We start from the raw sequence: 19602 nt of genomic DNA on the forward strand, positions 1-19602 counted from the left end.
CCATGGCCAACCCCTTCGACGACGAGTCCGGCGTCTTCCGCGTCCTGGTCAACGACGAGGGCCAGTACTCCCTGTGGCCCGACTTCGCCCCCGTGCCGGCCGGCTGGACCAGCGTGCACGGGCCCGACACCCGGGCCGCCTGCCTCGACCACATCGAGCGGCACTGGACGGACATGCGCCCGCGCAGCCTGGCCGAGGCCATGCGCCGGGCCGGGGCCTGATGCCGGCCCGGCCGCGCGTCGAGGACGTCCTGCCCCTGTCGCCCATGCAGGAGGGCATGGTCTTCCACGCGCTCTACGACGACCACGCCCCCGACGTCTACACCGGGCAGCTCACCCTCCGCCTCGACGGCCCGCTGGACCCCGACCGGATGCGCACCGCGGCCGGCGCCCTGCTCGCCCGGCACGCCAACCTGCGCGCCGCCTTCCGCACCCAGCGCTCCGGGCGCCCGGTCCAGGTGGTCAGGAGCGCGGTCCGCACCCCCTGGGAGACGACCGACCTCACCGGACTGCCGGAGCGGGAGCGCGCCGCGGCCCTCGACCGGCTCCTCGCCGAGGACCGCGACCGGCGCTTCGACCTGGCCCGCCCGCCGCTGCTGCGCTTCCGGCTCGTGGCGTACGGCGAGCGGGACCACCGGCTGGTGCTCTCCTCGCACCATCTGCTCTGGGACGGCTGGTCCGCCCCCGTCCTCGTGCGCGAGCTGTTCCAGCTCTACACATCGGGCGGTGACGCCACCGCCCTGCCAAGGGTGCGGCCCTACCGCGACTATCTCGCCTGGCTGAACCGCCAGGACCACGAGGCCGCACGGCGGGCATGGAAGGTCGCGCTCACGGGACTTGACGAGCCGTCACTGATCGCGCCGGAGGCCCGCGAGCGGCCGGCCGGACCGCCCGAGCGGCTGGTGGTGGAGCTGTCCGAGCGGGAGGCGGCGGCCCTGACCGCCACCGCCCGCGCGCACGGACTGACCGCCAGCACGGTGCTGCAGGGACTGTGGGCGGTGCTCCTCGGCAGGCTCACCGGCCGTACGGACGTCGTCGTCGGCGCCACCGTCTCCGGCCGTGACGCGAACGTCCCCGGCATCGAGTCGATGGTGGGCCTCTTCATCAACACCCTGCCGGTCCGCGTGCAGTTGAGGCCCGCGGAACCGCTCGTCGACCTGCTCGTCCGCATCCAGTCCGAGCAGTCCGCCCTCCTGGACCACCAGTACCTCGGCCTCGCCGACATCCAGCGCGCCGCGGGGCACCCGGTGCTCTTCGACACCCTGCTGGTCTTCGAGAGCTACCCCATCGACGACGACGGCATCGCCGGCGCCCTCGACGGACTGCGGATGACGGACGTCTCCGTACGGGACGCCACGCACTACCCGCTGACCCTCACCGCCCTGCCCGGCACCGGCCTCACCCTGACCTTCAGCCACCGGCCGGACGTCCTGGACCATGCGGCCGTGGTGCGCGTCGCGGAGCAACTCCGCACGCTGATCGACGACTTCACGCACCACCCGGACCGGCCCGTGGCCCGGCTGTCCGCGCCGGCACCGCACGAGCAGGACACCGACCGCCCCCTGTCCCACCCGGCGGTGCGCGCCCTCTTCGAGGAACAGGCCGCCCGCACGCCCGGGGCACCGGCCGTCCTGCATGGCGACACCACCCTCACCTACGCCGAACTCGACCTGCGCGCCGCCCGGTTGGCCGCCGCGCTGACCGCCCGCGGAGCCGGGCCCGAGTCCGTGGTGGCCGTCGCCCTGTCCAGGAGCCCCGACCTGGTGACCGCCCTGCTGGCGGTGCTGAAGGCGGGCGCCGCCTGTATGCCCGTCGACCCGGCCTACCCCGCCGAGCGGATCGCCCTCATGCTCGGCGACGCCACGCCCGAGCTGGTGATCTGCGAGCCGGACACGGCCCGGCGGTTCGGCATCACCCCGGAGTCGGTGTGTCCGCCCGACGCGTCGGCCGACCCGCGCGCGGCGCGCCCGCCGCTGTCACCCGAGAACCTCGGCTACGTCATCTTCACCTCCGGCTCCACCGGCCGCCCGAAGGCCGTGCTCGGCACCCAGCGGGCACTCGCCAACCGGTTGGTCTGGGGCCGGGAACTCCAGGACGACGGGGCAGCGGGTGTGCGCCTGGCCAAGAGCCCGGTCAGCTTCATCGACGGCCTGACCGAACTCCTCGGCGCACTGGTCACCGGCGACACCCTGGTCCTCGCCGACGACGAGACCGCGTCGGACCCGTCCGCCCTCGCGGCGCTCGCCGACACACGAGGGGCCACCGTGCTCACCGCGGTCCCCAGCCTCTACTCCACCCTCCTCGAATCGTCCCCGCCGCACTCCTTCGGCACCGTCCGTACCTGGATCTCCAGCGGCGAACCACTCACCGCGGACCTCGCCGGGGCGATCACCCGCAACTGGCCCGGGGCCGACCTGGTCAATCTGTACGGCTGCTCCGAGGCCGCGGGCGACAGCCTGATGCACCGCTACGACGGAGACGGCGCGGGGGAGCGCTACGCCGGCGGCGGGAAGCGCGACGACGGCGGCGGGAAGCGCGACGACGGCGATGGGAAGCGCGACGACGGCGACAGGAAGACCGTCCCGCTGGGCAGGCCCATCGCCAAAACACGGGTGCGGGTGCTGGACCCGTTCCTGCGGCCCGCACCCGTCGGCGCGACGGGCGAGCTGTATCTCGCCGGAGACGGACTTGCCCGCGGCTACCTCGGCCAACCGGCCCGCACCGCCGAACGCTTCGTCGCAGACCCCTACGGCCCGCCCGGCAGCCGCCTGTACCGCACCGGCGACCTGGCGGCCCTGCGCGCCGACGGCACCGTGGAGTTCCGCGGCCGGGCCGACGACCAGGTCAAGATCAGGGGATTCCGGGTGGAGCCCGGCGAGATCGAGGCGGCCGCCCGCACTCTGCCGGGCGTGCGCCGAGCCGCGGTCGTGGCCAGGCGGGACGGCCCCGGCCCCGCGCGCCTGGTGGCGTACGCCGTACCGGAAGAGGGAGCAGCGCCACCCGAACCCCTGGCCCTGCGCCGGGCGTTGGCGGACAAGCTCCCCGCCCACCTCGTACCGTCCGCCGTCGTCCTGGTCGACGCCCTGCCACTCACGCCCAGCGGCAAGCTGGACCGCCGCGCCCTGCCCGCCCCCGACTTCACGGAGGCCGTCGGCTTCGAACCACCGCGCACTGAGCGGGAGAAGGTGCTGTGCGGGCTGTTCGCGGAGGTGCTCGGGCTCGAACAGGTCGGCGTGCACGACGACTTCTTCGAACTCGGCGGCGACAGCATCGTCTCCGTACGGCTGGCCGACCGGGCCCGCAGAGCGGGGCTCGGGCTCTCGCCCCGGGACGTGTTCACCCGTCGCACCCCGGCGGGACTCGCGGCAGCCGTACCCGACGAACCCCCGTCACCCCACGAGGAGTTCACCGCGAGTGCGGCACCCCTGGTGTCGCTCAGCGCGGCACAGCTCGACAACGTCAAGGCGAGGTGGAGGGCCCGATGAAGGCGCGGAGGACCCGATGAAGGCGAGGTGGAGGACCCGATGAGCGACGACGGTTCCCTGGTCGAGGACGTCCTGCCGCTCTCCCCGTTGCAGCAGGGTCTGCTGTTCCACGCCCTGTTCGACGACGGCGCCCAGGACGTCTACACCATGCAGTCCCTGGTGGAGATCGAGGGACCGCTCAGCCCTGGGCTGTTGCGGACGGCCGCCGAGGAGCTCTTCGCCCGGCACGCGAACCTCCGCAGCGCCTTTCTCCACGAGGACCTGGACGAACCGGTGCAGGTGGTCCTCAAGCAGATCACCGTCGACTGGAAGGAGACCGGGGCGGCGTCGGACGATGACGTGGCCCGCCTGGCGGCCGCCGACGCCGCCGCACGCTTCGACCTCACCGAGCCGCCGCTGCTGCGCCTCACCCTCGTCGCGCGCGGCCCGGACCGCTGGCTGCTGATCCTCACCAACCACCATCTCCTGCTCGACGGCTGGTCGATCCCGCTCCTGGTCCGTGAACTCCTCCAGCTCTACGCCGCCCGGCTCGATCCCGGCCGCTGCGCACCGCTGCCCGCCGTACGTCCCTACCGGGACTTCCTGGCCTGGCTGGCCTCCCGGGACCAGGAAGCATCCGCACAGGCCTGGCGCCGGGCGCTGGCCGGAGCGGCGCCGACCCTGCTGGCGCCCGCGACCGCCGGTCTCCTGCCGGTGGTGCCCGAGCTGCACACCCTGCGCCTGTCCGAAGAACTCACCGGCCAGGTGCAGGAGTTGGCCAGGAGCCGGGGCATCACCGTCAACACCGTCGTACAGGGCCTGTGGGCACTGCTGCTGGCCCGGCTGACCGGCCGCGACGACGTGGTCTTCGGCGCCACGGTGGCGGGCAGGCCCGCCGATCTGGCCGGTGTCGAGTCCATGATCGGACTGTTCATCAACACCGTGCCGGTACGGGTGGCGGTGCCGGCCGCCGAGCCCGCGGGCGCCTTCCTGCGCCGACTCCAGGACGAGCAGGCGCGGCTGATGGAGCATCAGCACCTGGGCCTGACCGAGATCCAGCGACTCGCCGGAACGGGCGACCTCTTCGACACCCTCGTCGTCTTCGAGAACTACCCGATCGACCGCGACGCGGTCGCCGAGGCCGAGGCCGTCGCCGGGCTGCGCATCCTCGGCGTCCAGGGCTCCGGCGCCACCCACTACCCGCTCACCCTCGCGGTGCTCGCCGAGCAACGCCTCGGTTTCGTCTTCGAGTTCAGGCCGGACTCCTACGATCGCCCCGGCGCGGAGCGGCTGGCCGCTCGCTTCGAACGGCTCGTCCACGCACTCCTGGCCACCCCCGACGCCCCGCTGGCCGCCCTGGACGTCCTCGCGCCCGAGGAGCGCTCCGCGCTGCTCGCGACGGGCGTCGGGGAGCGAACCAGCGCGCCGTACGCCACCCTGCCGGAGGTCCTGGAGGCACAGGCCGCACGGACCCCGGACGCGGTAGCGGTGGCCGGAGCGGGGGAGCGGCTGACCTTCGCCGAACTGAACCGCCGCGCCAACCGACTGGCCCGGCTGCTGGTCGAGTCGGGCGCGGGCCCGGAACGCATCGTCGCCCTCGCGCTGCCGCCGACCCCGGACACCGTCACCGCCCTCCTGGCCGTGATGAAGGCGGGCGCCGCCTATCTGCCGCTGGACCCGGCCTGGCCGGGAGAGCGGATCGCCGGAATGCTCGCCGACGCACGCCCGGTCGCGCTGCTGGCGACGGCCGACACCGCGCCCGGCACCGACGACGCGGCGGCGGGGGTGCCGGGCGTCCGGCTCGACGACCCCGGAGTCCTTCAGCGTCTGGCGGACCAGGACGACACCGACCTGACGGACACCGACCGGCTCGGCCCGCTGCTGCCCGAACACCCCGCCTACGTCATCTACACCTCGGGCTCCACCGGCCGCCCCAAGGCCGTCGTGGTCCCGCAGCGCGCCATCACCAACCTCTTCGCCGCCCACAACGCGGCCCTGCACACCCCCGCCTCGCAGGCCGTCGGCGGTCGCCCGCTGCGCGTGGGACACGCCTGGCCGACCGCCTTCGACGCGTCCTGGCAGCCCATGCTGTGGATGTTCGCCGGGCACGAACTGCACCTGGTGCCCGAGGACGTGCGCCGCGACCCCGACGCCCTGCGCGCCTTCCTCGCCGAGCACGCCGTCGAGTTCATCGAGCTGTCCCCCTCCCTGCTCGGCGAACTGGTCGCCCGGGGCGGCGACTGGCGCGCCGAGCTCAAGGTGCTGGGCGTGGGCGGCGAGGCCGTACCGCCCGACCTGTGGCGCACCCTGCGCGAGACCGACGCGCTCACCGTGCACAACCTCTACGGCCCCACCGAATGCACCGTCGACTCGGCGGACTGCGATCTCGCCCTGAGCGAGCGGCCCGCGATCGGCCGGCCCGTGGCGGGCGGCACCCTCTACGTCCTGGACGGGCACCTCAATCCCGTACCGGTCGGCGTCGACGGCGAGTTGTACATCGCGGGCGAGGGCCTGGCCCGCGGCTACCTCGGCCGCCCGGGCGCCACCGCCGGCCGGTTCGTCGCCGACCCCTTCAGCGCCCTGCCCGGGGCCCGTATGTACCGCACCGGAGACATCGCCCGCTGGACCGAGGACGGCCTGGTGGAGTGCCTGGGCCGGATCGACGACCAGGTCAAGATCAGGGGTTACCGGATCGAACCCGGCGAGATCGAGGCCGTCCTGCTGGCGAACGAACGCGTCGAACGGGCCGCGGTCGTCGTACGGGAGGACAGCCCCGGCGTGCGCCGACTGGTCGCCTACGTCGTCGTCAGCGCGCCCACGCCCGCGGACATCGCCGAGGTGCTGCGCAGGGATGCCGCCGCCGTACTGCCCGACTACATGGTGCCGTCCGCGTTCGTCCCGGTCGACGGTTTCCCGCTCACCCTCAACGGCAAGCTCGACACCGCCGCCCTGCCCGCGCCCCCCCGGTCCGCCGGTCCCGCCGCGCAGCCCCCGCGCAACGCCACCGAGGAGCGGCTGGCCGCGCTGTTCGCCGACGTCCTCGGCCTGGACACGGTCGGCGTGCACGACAGTTTCTTCGCGCTCGGCGGCGACAGCATCGTGTCCATGCGGCTGGTCGGCCGGGCCCGGGCGGACGGGCTCGCCATCTCGCCGAGGGACGTCTTCGAGCAGCCCACGGTCGCGGGACTCGCCACCCTGGTGGGCCACGGCACCGCCCGCCGTCCCACGGCCGGCCCGGGAGCCGGCACCGGCGACATCCCGCTCACCCCGATGCTCGCGTGGCTCACCGAACAGGGCGGCCCCTTCCGCGGGCTCAGCCAGGCCCGGTTCCTCAGGACCCCGCCCGGCCTGGACCTCGACGGCCTGCACCGCATCGTCCAGGCGGTCGTGGACCGCCACGATCTGCTCCGCTCGTCGTTCGCGCAGACCGACGACGGGACCTGGCGCCTGCACGCCGCGGAGGTGGGCACGGTCGACGCCGCCGACTGTGTCCGGCGCGTCGACGCCGAACGGCTGGACCACACGGCCGTCGGCACACTCGTGCCCGAGGCCTTCGACGAGTTGGTGGCCGAACTCGACCCGGCGAGCGGGGCGGTGGCACGGTTCCTGTGGTTCGACGCCGGAGCGGACCGGGAGGGGCGGCTGCTGGTCGTCCTGCATCATCTGGTGACCGACGCCGCGTCCTGGGGCGTCCTGGTGGCCGACCTGGCCGCCGCCTGGGAGGGCGAGCCCCTCACCGCGCCCGGCACCTCCTTCAAGGAGTGGGCCGAGGCGCTGCAACGGGAGGCCATGCGCCGCGGCGACGAACTCGCGCTGTGGACCCGGATGTTGGACCGACCCGAGCCGACGCTCGGCGCCGCCCCGCTGGACCCCGCCCGCGACACCAGGGCGACCGTACGACGCCAGTGGACCACCCTCGGACCCGACGTCACCGGCCCGCTCGGCAGGACCTCCGTCCAGGACCACCTGCTGACCGCACTCGCGCTCGCCGTCGCCGAGTGGCGCCGTGCTCTCGGCCGACCGGCGCCCGACGGCGACACCTCGCTGCTGATCGCCCTGGAGGGCCACGGCCGCGAGGAGCAACTCCTGCCCGACGCCGACCTGTCCGGCACCCTCGGCTGGTTCACCACCGTCTTCCCGGTCCGCCTCGACCCCGGCGCACGAACCGGCACGGACCGGACCCGCGGCATCGGTGAACAGCTCGCCGCACTGCCCGACAAGGGCATCGGTCACGGACTCCTGCGCCATCTGAACCCGGACACGGCCCGCCGCCTGGCCGAACTGCCCGAACCGCAGATCGAGTTCAACTACCTGGGCCGCATGACCATCGGCGAGCGCGCGGACTCGGCGGTATTCACCAGCGCACCCGAGACCGGCGCCATGGGCAGCGGCGCCGACCCCGCGATGCCCGCGCCGTATCCGCTGGTCGTCGACGCGGTGATCACCGGCGAGGAGCTCAGCGTCTGCTGGCAGTGGCCCGAACGCCTCTTCACGGAGGCCGAGATCCAGGACCTCGCCGGGCTCTGGACGGCCTGTCTCGAACAGCTCCTGCAAGGCGAAGACCGACTCGAACCGCTCCTGAAAGGCGAAGACCGACCCGAACCGCTCCTGAAAGGCGAAGACCAGTGACGCAGACCCACGCCGGAGCCCCCGCCGACCTCGCGGCCCGCAAGCGTGAACTGCTGCGCCGCAGGCTGGAGACCGCGGGCCTGGCGGACACCGCGGCCCGATCCGAGCACATACCCCCGCGGCCCGCCGACGCCGGGCGGCTCCCGCTGTCGTACGCCCAGTCACGCATGTGGCTGCTCCAGCAACTCGACCCGGACAGCCCCGCCTACAACGTCTGCCTGGCCATCCGGCTGCGCGGCCCACTGGACTCGGCGGCGCTGCGCACGGCCCTCCAGGGTCTCGTCGACCGGCACGAAGTCCTACGCACCCGCTACCCGGCCACGGACGACGGAGTGCCGGAGCAGGTCGTCGACCCAGCCGCGCAGGTGCACTTCGGCACGATCGACCTCGGGGAGCTGTCCGAGGCCGAACAGGAGCGCCAGGCAGTCGAGTTGGCCCGCCGCGAATCCGCGACGGCGTTCGACCTGACCGCCGACCACCCGCTCCGGGCCCTGCTGATCCGCCGCTCCGACCAGGACCACACCCTCGTCCTGACCGTGCATCACATCGCCTGGGACGGCGGCACGTTCAACGCCCTCTCCCGCGATCTGAGCGCGCTGTACCGGGCGGCCACCACAAGCACACCCGCCGGCCTCGAACCGCTGCCCCTGCAGTACGCCGACTTCGCGCGCTGGCAGCGCGGAACCTGGACCGGCGAGCGGCTCGCCGGGCATCTCGACCACTGGCGCGCGGCCCTGGTCCCGCCGCCCCGTCCGCTCGCCCTGCCCACCGACGCCCCGCGCAGCGCCCGGCCCACCGCACGAGGCGACCGGCGCTTCCACACCTTCGCGCCGGACGTCACCGAACGGCTCACCGCCTTCGCACGCAACACCGGTGCCACGCCGTTCATGGTCCTGCTCGCCGGCCTGTCCGCCCTCCTGCACCGCGTCACGGGCGCGACGGACATCCCCGTCGGGTCGGCCGTGATGAGCCGAGACCTGCCCGGCCTGGAGAAACTGGTCGGCAACTTCGGCAACACCCTCGCCCTGCGCGCCGACCTCGACGGCGACCCCGCGTTCGGTGAACTCGTCGAGCGGGTCAAGCAGTTGTGCACCGACGCCTACGCCCACCAGGACATGCCCTTCGACCGGCTGGTGGAGGAGCTGCGCCCGGAACGGCAGCCGGGCCGCTCCGTCTACTTCGACGTCATGCTGCTCTTCCTCACCCAGGGCCTCGAGGGGCCCCGGCTGCCGGGCGTGACGGCCGAATGGGAGACCGTCCACAACGACACCACGCAGTTCGACCTCTCCCTGGAGGCCTTCCTCACCGGCGGACACCTGCGCATCGAGGCCACCTACCGCAGCGAACTCTTCACCCCGGACACCGTCGACCGACTGCTCCGGCACCTGGAGACCCTGCTCGGCGCGGCCCTCACCGGTCCCGAACTCGCCCTGTCCCGGCTGCCGTTGATGACCGACACGGAACAGTGCGTCGTCCTGGAGGAGTGGAACGCCACCGCGCACCCCGTGCCGGTCACGACCCTCACCGAGCTGCTGGACCGGCAACCGACGCGCACCCCCGACGCACTCGCGCTCATCGCCGAGTCGACCGTCCTCGACCACGCCGAACTGCACGCCCGCGCCAACCGCCTCGCCCGGCTGCTGATCGCACACGGAGTGGGCCCCGAGGGCCTCGTGGGCGTGGCCCTGGACCGCGGCCCCGACCTGGTGGTGGCCCTGCTCGCCGTGCTCAAGGCAGGCGGCGCCTACCTGCCGCTGGACACCGGATACCCGGCCGAACGGCTGGCGTTCATGATCGAGGACTCCGCTCCCGCACTCGTGGTGACGACCCGCGACACCCTGCCCGCACACGGGGCCCCCGAGCTGCTGCTCGACGACCCCGCCGTGACGGAGCGGCTCGCCGCCGCCGACGCGGCCCAGCTCACCGACCCGGAACGCCTGCGGCCCCTGCGCCCCGACCACCCCGCCTACGTCATCTACACGTCGGGCTCCACCGGCCGCCCCAAGGGCGCCGTCGTCTCGCACGCCGCCATCGTCAACCGGCTGCTGTGGATGCGGGACACGTACGGACTGGAGCCCGGTGACCGGGTGCTGCAGAAGACCCCGGCGAGCTTCGACGTCTCCGTGTGGGAGTTCTTCTGGCCCCTGATCACCGGAGCGGCCCTCGTCCTCGCCCGGCCGGGCGGCCACCGCGACCCCGGCCATCTCGCCGAGCTGATCCGCGAACAGGGCGTCACCACCGCCCACTTCGTGCCCTCCATGCTGCGCGTCTTCCTCGACGACCCCGCGGCCGAGCACGTCAGGGGCGTCCTGCGCCGGGTGGTGTGCAGCGGCGAGGCCCTGCCCGCCGAACTCGCCGAACGCTGCACCCGAGTCCTCGACGGCACCGAACTCCACAACCTCTACGGCCCCACCGAGGCGGCCGTCGACGTCACCGCCTGGCCGTGCGCCGAGGGCACGCGGTCCGCGGCGGGTTCCGTACCGATCGGCCGCCCGGTGTGGAACACCCGCACCCTCGTCCTGGACGGCTCGCTGCGGCCGGTGCCGGCCGGAGTGCCCGGCGAGCTGTACCTGGGCGGCACCCAACTCGCCCGCGGCTACCTCCACCGGCCGGGGCTGACCGCGTCCCGCTTCGTCGCGGACCCGTACGGCCCGCCCGGCGCCCGCCTCTACCGCACCGGGGACCTGGTGCGCTGGACGGCGCGGGGCGCGCTGGAGTTCCTCGGCAGGACCGACGACCAGATCAAGATCCGCGGCTTCCGGGTGGAGCCGGGCGAGACGGAGGCCGCCGCCGCGGCCCTGCCCGGCGTGTCCCAGGCCGCGGTGACCGTCCGGCCCGAAGAGGCGCAACTGGTCGCCTACGTCGTCCCGCAGCCGGGCGCCCGTCTCCAGCCCCTCCAGGTCCGGCAGGACCTCACGGCCACACTGCCCGACCATCTGCTGCCCTACGCCGTGGTGGTCCTGGACGCCCTGCCGCTGACCCCCAACGGCAAACTGGACCGCGCCGCCCTGCCCGCCCCAGACCTCTCCGACCTCACCACCGCGACCGCGCCCCGCACCGAGGCGGAGGCCACGCTCTGCGCGCTCTTCGCCGACCTGCTGGGCCTGCCCGCCGTCGGCATCCATGACGAGTTCTTCGCCCTCGGCGGCCACTCGGTGCTGGCCACCCGCCTGGTCGCCCGCATCCGGGCCGAACTCGGCATCGTCGTACCGCTGCGAGCCGTCTTCGACACCCCGACCCCGGCCGCGCTCGCACCGCTCCTGAACGCGCCGTCCGACCCGCGGTCCGAACTGCGGCCGCGCGAACGGCCAGGGACGATCCCGCTGTCCTCCGCCCAGGCCAGGCTGTGGTTCATGTACCGGCTGGAGGGCCCGAGCCCCACCTACAACATCCACACGGCCCTCCACCTCACCGGACGGCTCGACGCCGAGGCTCTACGGGCCGCCCTGAACGACGTCGTGGCGCGCCACGAGTCCCTGCGCACGGTCTTCCCCGACGACGACGGCACCCCCCGGCAGGCCGTCCTGCCACCCCAGGACGTGACCGTCCCCTTCGCCGTCGTGCCCGCCGATGCGGAAGAGCTGGACGACCTGATGCGGGACGCGGCCGGATACTGCTTCGCGCTGGACGCCGAGATCCCCGTACGCGCGACGCTGTTCTCCCTCGCGCCCGACGAGCACGTCCTGCTGCTGCTCGTCCACCACATCGCCACCGACGGCTGGTCGGAGCAGCCGCTGCTGACCGACCTGGAGACCGCCTACACCGCCCGCCTGGCCGGCGCCGCCCCGAATTGGCCGCCCCTGCCCGTGCAGTACGCCGACTACACGCTCTGGCAGCAGCGCACCGAGACCGACGATCAACTGGCCTACTGGCAACAGGCGTTGGCCGGTCTGCCCGAGGAACTCCAGCTGCCCGTCGACCGGCCCCGGCCCGCCGTCGCCGGACACCGGGCCGGTGCCGTCGACTTCACGCTCGACGCCGAGGTCCACGCGCTGCTGCGCCGGCTCGCCGCGGAGACCGGCGGCACCACGTTCATGGCGCTGCAGGCGGCGCTCGCCGTTCTGCTCGGCCGGCTGGGCGCGGGCGACGACATCCCGCTGGGCTCACCCGTCGCCGGACGCGGGGACACCGCCCTCGACGACCTCGTGGGCCTCTTCGTCAACACCCTGGTGCTGCGCACGGACATCTCCGGTAACCCCACGTTCCGTACGCTGCTGGCCCGGGTGCGTGAGGCCGACGTGGACGCGTACGCCCACCAGGACCTGCCCTTCGAGCAGTTGGTGGACGCGCTCGCACCCACCCGCTCCATGGGCCGCCACCCGCTGTTCCAGGTGATGCTCGCCCACCAGCAAGCCCCGGACGACACAAGGGAGTTCGCGGGCCTGACCCTGCGCGAGCTGCGTGTCGACCTCTACACCGCCAAGACCGACCTGGCCTTCCACCTGTTCGAGCGGGCGGAGGCCGAGGGGATCGAGGGATCGCTGGTCTACAGCCGCGACCTCTACGACCTGGGCACCGCACAGGACATGACGGAACGCTTCGTCCGGCTCGTCGGCGAACTCGCCAGCGAGCCGGACCGGCCCGTGGGCACGGCCGACGTGCTCCTCCCGCGCGAGCGGTCGCTGCTCCTCGGGGAATGGAACGACACCGCGCACCCCATGCCCGCCGCCACGCTCACCGCGCTGGTCGAGGAACAGGCCGCCCGCACACCGGACCTCACCGCCGTCGAGTACGGCACCGAGGACGGCCCGTCGCTGACGTACGCCGAACTCAACGCCCGCGCCAACGCCCTTGCCGCGCGGCTCACTTCACTCGGCGTCGGCCCCGAACGCCGTGTCGGCGTCCATCTCGAACGCTCCGTCGAGATGGTCGTCGGACTCCTCGCGATCCTCAAGGCGGGCGGCGCCTTCGTGCCGCTGGAACCCTCCTGGCCCGCCCGCCGGATCGCCGAGGTGTGTCGCAGCGCCGACCTGACCGCCGTACTGGGGAGTTCGGGCGACGCGATCGAGGGCCCGCCGGTCGTCGAGGTCGACCTGAGCGGGCCCGTGCCGGACGCCGCCGACCCGGGCATCGCCGTCGACCCCGAATCACTCGCCTACGTCATCCACACCTCCGGCTCCACCGGCGTGCCCAAGGGCGCGATGATCCGGCACCGGGCGATCACGCACCGGCTGCTGTGGCAGCGCGGCCTGCTCGGCTTCGGCCCGTCCGACGCCGCCCTGTTCAAGGCGCCGCTCGGATTCGACATCTCCATCAACGAGATCTTCCTGCCGCTGGTCAACGGCGGCCGCGTGGTGATCTCGGAGCCCGGCGGCGAACGGGACGTCGACTATTTGCTGGACACCGTCGAACGGCACCGGGTGACCTTCACCTACCTGGTCTCCTCGATGCTCGATCTGCTGCTGGAACAGGACGGATTCGCGCACCGGGCACGGTCGCTCAAACACGTGTGGTGCGGCGGCGAGGTCCTCACCCCCGAGCTGTTCGCCCGCTTCCGGGCGGCGAGCCCGGCGGTGATGTACCACGGCTACGGGCCCGCCGAGGCCACCATCGGCGTCAGCCATGTCGTCTACCGCACCGGCGCGATCCGCAGCGCCGTCTCCATCGGCCGCCCCAACGGCAACACACGGCTGTACGTCCTCGACGAACGTCTGCGGCCCACCCCGATCGGTGTGCCCGGTGAGCTGTACGCGGGCGGGGTCTATCTCGGCCGCGGCTATGTGAACGACCCCCGCCGCACCGCCGACCACTGGGTGGCCGACCCCTTCGGCCCACCCGGCGAACGGCTCTACCGCACCGGCGACCTGGTGCGCTGGCAGCGCGACGGCACCCTGGAGTTCCTGGGCCGCGCCGACAACCAGATCAAGATCCGCGGTATGCGGGTCGAGCTGGAGGAGATCGAAGCCGTCCTCGAACAGCACCCGGGCGTGCGGCGCGCGGTCGTCGTCCTCAGGGAGGACGCCCCGGGAGTCAGGCAACTGGCCGGGTACTGCCTGGCCGCGCGCGACCCGCAGCTGCTCGCCGACCTGCGCGGTTGGCTGCAGGAGCGGCTCCCCGAGCACATGGTGCCCCGCACGCTCACCGTCCTGGACGCCTTCCCGCTGCTGCCCTCGGGCAAGGTCGACCGCACGAGCCTGCCCGCCCCCGAGAGCACGGCCACGGCGGCGACGCGGGAGCCCGCGAACGCACGCGAGCGGCAGCTGACCGAACTCTTCGCGACCGTGCTCGGACTGACCGCCGTCGACGTGGACGCCAACTTCTTCGCACTCGGCGGCGACAGCATCGTCTCCATCCGGCTCGTCACCCTGGCCCGCAAGGCGGGCCTCGCCATCAGCCCGCGCCAAATCTTCCAGACACCCACCCCGGCGGGCCTCGCCGCGGCGGCGGACTACCCCGAACGCACCGCACCCGCCCCGGCCGACGACCCCTTGGGCGAACTGGACCTCACCCCCGTCATGCACTGGGCCGCAGGCCCGGGCGGTTCCTACGACGGCCTCGCCCAGGCGGTCCTGCTGGTCACCCCGCCCGGACTCACCCACGACAGGCTCACCTCCGTACTGCGGACCGTCGTGAACCGGCACGACATGCTGCGCGCCCGGCTCACGGAGCAGGCCCGGCTGCTGGTGCCGGAAGAAGCGGAGGTACGCGTCACCCGAGTGACCGGCCTGACCGGCGCCGACCTGGAACAGCACCTCGCCGCCGCTGCCGACCGTCTCGACCCGTACGCCGGCCACATGCTGGAGGCCGTCTGGTTCGAGCCGGAGGACTTCGAGCCGGGGGACTTCGAGCCGGAGGACTCCGAGTCGGCGAACACGGCCACGGGCCGTCTGCTGCTGGTCGCGCATCACCTCGTCGTGGACGGTGTGTCCTGGCGGATCGTCTGCGCCGACCTCGCGGAGGTCTGGGCGGGCCGGAGCCCGTCGCCCCGGGGCACCTCGTTCCGCACCTGGAGTAGGCTGCTCGCCGAGGAGGCCCGCAAGCCGGCCCGGGTGCGCGAACTGCCCTGGTGGACCGAGGCGTTGACCGGCGCACGGCCCCTGCTGGACCGTTCCCCCGATCCGGACCGCGACACGGCGCGGACGCTTCGGGAACACACCCTCGTCCTGCCCGCCGACGTCACCGACCCACTGCTGACGACGGTCCCCGCCGCATACCGCGCCGGCGTCCCCGACCTGCTGCTGACCACCCTGGCGCTGGCGGCTGCGGCCCGGCGCGAGGAACACGGCGACCTCACGAACCGCTCGCTCCTCGTCGGAGTGGAGGGCCACGGCCGCGAGGAGAGCATCGCGGACGGCGTGGACCTGTCGGCGACCGTCGGATGGTTCACCACGTTCCACCCGGTGGCCGTCGACCCCGGCCCGCTGGACCTCGACGACGCGCTGGACGGCGGTGCGGCAGCGGGCGTCGCGCTGAAGCGCGTCAAGGAGCAACTGCGCGCCGTACCCGACCACGGACTCGGGTACGGCCTGCTGCGCCACCTCAACCCCGACACCGCACCGGCCCTGGAACAACTCCCGCAACCGCAGGTCGTCTTCAACTACCTCGGCCGGTTCACGGCGGCCGACGCGGGCGGGCAGACCGGGCAGTCCGGGCAGCCCTGGGAACTCGCCCCCGAGGCCCCGATGCTGCGCATACCGCCGAGCGGGGACCGGCCCGTGCCGTTCGCGCTTGAGATCAACGCGGTCACCGTCGAGACGGGCGCCGGCGCACGGCTGCACATCTCCGCCGCCTGGCCCGACGCCTTCCTCGACCCGGACGAGTCCGGACGGCTGCTGGCGCTGTGGGAACGGGCCCTGCGCGGACTCGCCCGGCACGCCGAGGCCGCACCGGCGGGCGGACTCACCCCGTCCGACCTGCCCCTGGTCGAGCTGGCCCAGGACGACATCGACGACTTCGAGAACGACGACCTCGAGCACGACGACCTCGACAGCGACGACTTCGACGACTTCGAGAACGACACCTTCTGACCCCAGCGGAGGAACCGGTGACGCACCACCCCCCGACCCCGGACGAGTTGCTCCGCGCGGTCACCGACGCGCTGCCCGCGCAGGACGCCCCACCGGGTGAGGACGACAGCCTCATCTCCTGGGGCCTGGACTCGATCACCCTGATGAAGATCGCCGGCGGCTGGCGCAAGCAGGGAGTCAAGGTCTCCTTCGCCGAGCTGGCCAAGGAGCCGACCCTGAGCGCATGGCGCGAGCTGCTGGCCGCGCACGTCCCGGCACCCAAGCCCACGGGCCCCGCGCCCGTCCCGGTGTCGGTGACGCCCGAGGAGCCCTTCCCGCTCGCCGTCATGCAGCACGCCTACTGGATAGGCCGCGGCGAGGACACCACGCTGGGCTCCGTCGCCGCCCATCTCTACGTCGAGTTCGACGGCTCGGGTGTGGCGCCCGACCGGCTCGACGCGGCCGTACGGGCCCTGGCGGCCCGGCACGCGATGCTGCGCGCCCGCTTCACCGACGACGGCCGCCAGCAGATCCTGCCCGAACTCGCCCGCCCCGCAACGGTGTTGCACGACCTGCGCGAACTGGACGAGGAGACGGCGGCGGCCGAGCTGGAGGACATCCGGCACTCCTCCTCGCACGCCCGCCTGGACGTCGCGGCCGGTGAGGTGTTCTCCGTCCAGCTCTCGCTGCTGCCGGGCGACCGGACCCGGCTGCATGTCGACGTCGACATGCTCGCCGCCGACGCCCTCAGCTACCGGGTGCTGCTCTCGGACCTGGCCGCCCTGTACCAGGACCCCGAGGCGCCCCTGCCTCCCATCCGCACCAGCTACCCCGACTACCTCGCGGAGCGTGCCGATGTACGGCGGCTGAGCAGGGAGCAGTCGCAGGAGTGGTGGCGCCGCCGGGTGACCGAGCTGCCCAGCGCCCCCGAACTCCCGCTCGTCCCCGAGGCGGAGCGTGCCGACCCGACCCGGGTGACCCGGCGCCACCACTGGCTGCCGCCCACCGAGAAGCAGCGCCTGACGGCCCGGGCGCACCAGCACGGGCTCACCCCGGCGATGGCCGTGGCGACCGCGTTCTCCGAGGTGCTGGCCGCCTGGAGCGGACAGCCGCGCTTCCTGCTGAACGTGCCGATGTTCGACCGCAGGGGCTCGCACCCCGATGTGGACCTGCTGGTCGGCGACTTCACCAGCTCGGTCCTGCTCGACGTCGACCTCACCGAGCAGGCGTCGTTCACGGAGCACGCGCGGCGGCTGCAGGACCGTATGCACACCGACGCCGCACACGCCGACTACTCCGGCGTGGAAGTGCTGCGCGACCTCTCGCGCCATCACGGCGAGCAGGTCCTCGCCCCGGTCGTGTTCACCAGCGCCCTCAACCTGGGGGAGCTGTTCGACGCGGGCGTGACACGGTCGTTCGGCAAGCCGGTGTGGATCATCTCCCAGGGCCCGCAGGTGTTGCTGGACGCCCAGGTGACCGAGGTCGACGGCGGGCTGCTCGTCAACTGGGACGTCCGTGAGGACGCCTTCCCCGAGGGCATGGTCGACGCGATGTTCGCCGCCTTCCACGGCCTGGTGACCCTGCTCGGCACCGATGACACGGCCTGGGAGCAGCCGCTCCCCGCCCTGCTGCCCGCCGAGCAGAGCGCGGTGCGCGCCACCGTGAACGCCACCGACGGCCCCCGCAGCCACCGCCTGCTGCACCAGGGCTTCTTCGCGCGGGCGGCCGAGCGGCCCGAGGCACCGGCCCTGCTGTGGGGCGGTGAAGGCGCCCTGTCGTACGGCGAGTTGGCCGACCGGGCGCTGCGTATCGCGGCCGCTCTGGCCGAGCGCGGCACCCGCCCCGGCGACACCGTCGCCGTCAGCCTCCCCAAGGGCCCCGACCAGATCGCCGCGGCCCTCGGCGTGCTGGCGGCGGGAGCGGCGTACGTGCCGCTCGGCGTCGAGCAGCCCGCCGCCCGCCGTGACCGCATCCGGGCCACCGCCGGCTTCCGCCTCACCCTGACCGACGGGCGTCCGCTCGACGACCCGGACACACTGCCGGTCGCCGAGGCGGTCCTCGCGGACGCCCTTCCCGCGCCCGTGACCGTGGACGAGGAACAGCCGGCCTATGTGCTGTTCACCTCCGGGTCCACCGGCGAGCCCAAGGGCGTCGAAGTGCCGCACCGGGCCGCCGTGAACACCGTCGACGACCTCAACGAGCGCTTCGCGGTGGGCCCTTCGGACCGCTGCCTCGCCGTGTCCGCGCTGGACTTCGACCTGTCCGTCTACGACGTCTTCGGGCTGCTCGGCGCCGGTGGCGGCGTCGTCCTGGTGGACGAGGCCGACCGGCGCGAGGCCGGGCAGTGGGCCGAGCTGGTACGCGCCCACCGCGTCACCGTCCTCAACTGCGCACCCCCGCTGCTCGACATGCTGCTGCTCACCACCGGACCCGGCCAACTCCAAGGGCTGCGCACCGTGTTGCTCGGCGGCGACTGGGTCGGCACCGACCTGCCCGGGCGGCTCGCCGAGCGGGCGCCGGGGTGCCGGTTCGTCGGACTGGGCGGCACGACCGAGACCGCGATCCACTCCACCGTCTGCGAGGTGACGGACGCTCAGGTGCCCGCGCACTGGCGGGCGGTGCCCTACGGCACACCGCTGCGCAATGTACGCTGCCGTGTCGCGGACGCCCACGGCCGGGACTGCCCGGACTGGGTGCCGGGCGAACTGTGGATCGGCGGCGACGGGGTGGCGCTCGGCTACCGGCGCGATCCCGGGCATACGGCCGAGAAGTTCGTGGAGCGGGACGGGCTGCGCTGGTACCGCACCGGCGACCTCGCCCGCTACTGGCCCGACGGCACCCTGGAGTTCCTGGGGCGCCGCGACCACCAGGTGAAGCTGCGCGGGTTCCGCATCGAACTCGGCGAGGTGGAGGCGGCGCTCGCCGGGCATCCGAAGGTGCGCCGGGCCCTCGCGGGGCTGACGCACGGACAGGGCGTCCAGCTGGCGGCGGCGGTGGCCGCCGAGGGCGTGGCCGAGGACGAGCTGCGGGAGTGGGCCCGCGGCGTCCTGCCCCCGCACATGGTCCCGACCCGGATCACCGTGACGCGCGAGCTGCCGCTCACCTCCAACGGCAAGCTCGACCGCCGGGCCGTACAGCAACTGTGGGAGACCGACGAGGAGTTGGACCACCGGGCGCCCGGCACCGCCCTGGAGTCGGTGGTCGCCCGGATCTGGGCGGAGGTGCTGGGCGTCGAGCGCGTCGGACTCGACGACGGCTTCTTCGCCCTGGGCGGCGACTCGGTGCTCGCCACCGCGATCGTGAGCCGGCTGCGCGAGGCCCTGGACACCTCCGAGGTGTCGGTGCGCGCCCTGTTCGCCACCCTCACCGCGGGCGGCATGGCCAAGCGGCTGTCCGCCGAGGAGGAGACACCCGGACGGCTCGAACAGATCGCCGCGATCCACCTGGAGATCGAGGGGATGTCGGCGGCGGAGGTCGACTCGGCACTCCGGGAGGGGTGACCGAGCGGAACGGCGGAGGGGCGGAACGCAGCGTGCGTCCCGCCCTTCGGCCGTACAACTGCTC

The 19602-nt window shown here is 73.5% G+C and carries 5 protein-coding genes; all 5 read left to right on the forward strand.

All coding sequences use genetic code 11. The features are described from left to right. Nucleotides 1–2 precede the first annotated feature (2 nt). Genes MQN93_RS24660 through MQN93_RS24680 form a run of 5 tightly spaced genes read left to right on the forward strand, consistent with a single transcriptional unit; the run spans nt 3 to nt 19538 of the window. Nucleotides 3–221, forward strand: coding sequence for an MbtH family protein (locus MQN93_RS24660; RefSeq protein WP_016433567.1), 219 nt, complete (start codon nt 3–5; stop codon nt 219–221). Continuing rightward, a complete protein-coding gene (locus MQN93_RS24665; RefSeq protein ID WP_242711303.1) occupies nt 221–3484 on the forward strand; it encodes a condensation domain-containing protein in 3264 nt (1087 codons plus the stop codon). Before MQN93_RS24660 ends, MQN93_RS24665 begins: the two co-directional genes overlap by 1 nt. A 39-nt stretch (nt 3485–3523) precedes the next feature. Next, the gene (locus tag MQN93_RS24670) at nt 3524–8092 is read left to right on the forward strand and encodes a non-ribosomal peptide synthetase (protein WP_242711304.1); all 4569 of its coding nucleotides are present in this window, start codon (nt 3524–3526) and stop codon (nt 8090–8092) included. After that, nucleotides 8089–16059: a non-ribosomal peptide synthetase gene (locus MQN93_RS24675; RefSeq protein WP_242711305.1), complete on the forward strand. Its 7971-nt coding sequence runs from the start codon at nt 8089–8091 to the stop codon at nt 16057–16059. The genes MQN93_RS24670 and MQN93_RS24675 overlap by 4 nt, the downstream gene beginning before the upstream one ends. A gap of 17 nt (nt 16060–16076) precedes the next feature. Further along, nucleotides 16077–19538 carry a non-ribosomal peptide synthetase gene (locus MQN93_RS24680; protein WP_242711306.1) on the forward strand — a complete coding sequence of 1154 codons (3462 nt, stop codon included), beginning with the start codon at nt 16077–16079 and terminating at the stop codon, nt 19536–19538. Nucleotides 19539–19602: the final 64 nt, after the last annotated feature.

Source organism: Streptomyces spinosisporus (genome assembly GCF_022698145.1).
In the GTDB taxonomy this organism is placed as follows: Bacteria; Actinomycetota; Actinomycetes; order Streptomycetales; family Streptomycetaceae; genus Streptomyces; species Streptomyces spinosisporus.

Coding starts and splice junctions, on each gene's coding strand:
- MQN93_RS24660 (WP_016433567.1), top strand. CDS start 3: ATGGCCAACCCCTTCGACGACGAGTCCGGCGTCTTCCGCGTCCTGGTC.
- MQN93_RS24665 (WP_242711303.1), top strand. CDS start 221: ATGCCGGCCCGGCCGCGCGTCGAGGACGTCCTGCCCCTGTCGCCCATG.
- MQN93_RS24670 (WP_242711304.1), top strand. CDS start 3,524: ATGAGCGACGACGGTTCCCTGGTCGAGGACGTCCTGCCGCTCTCCCCG.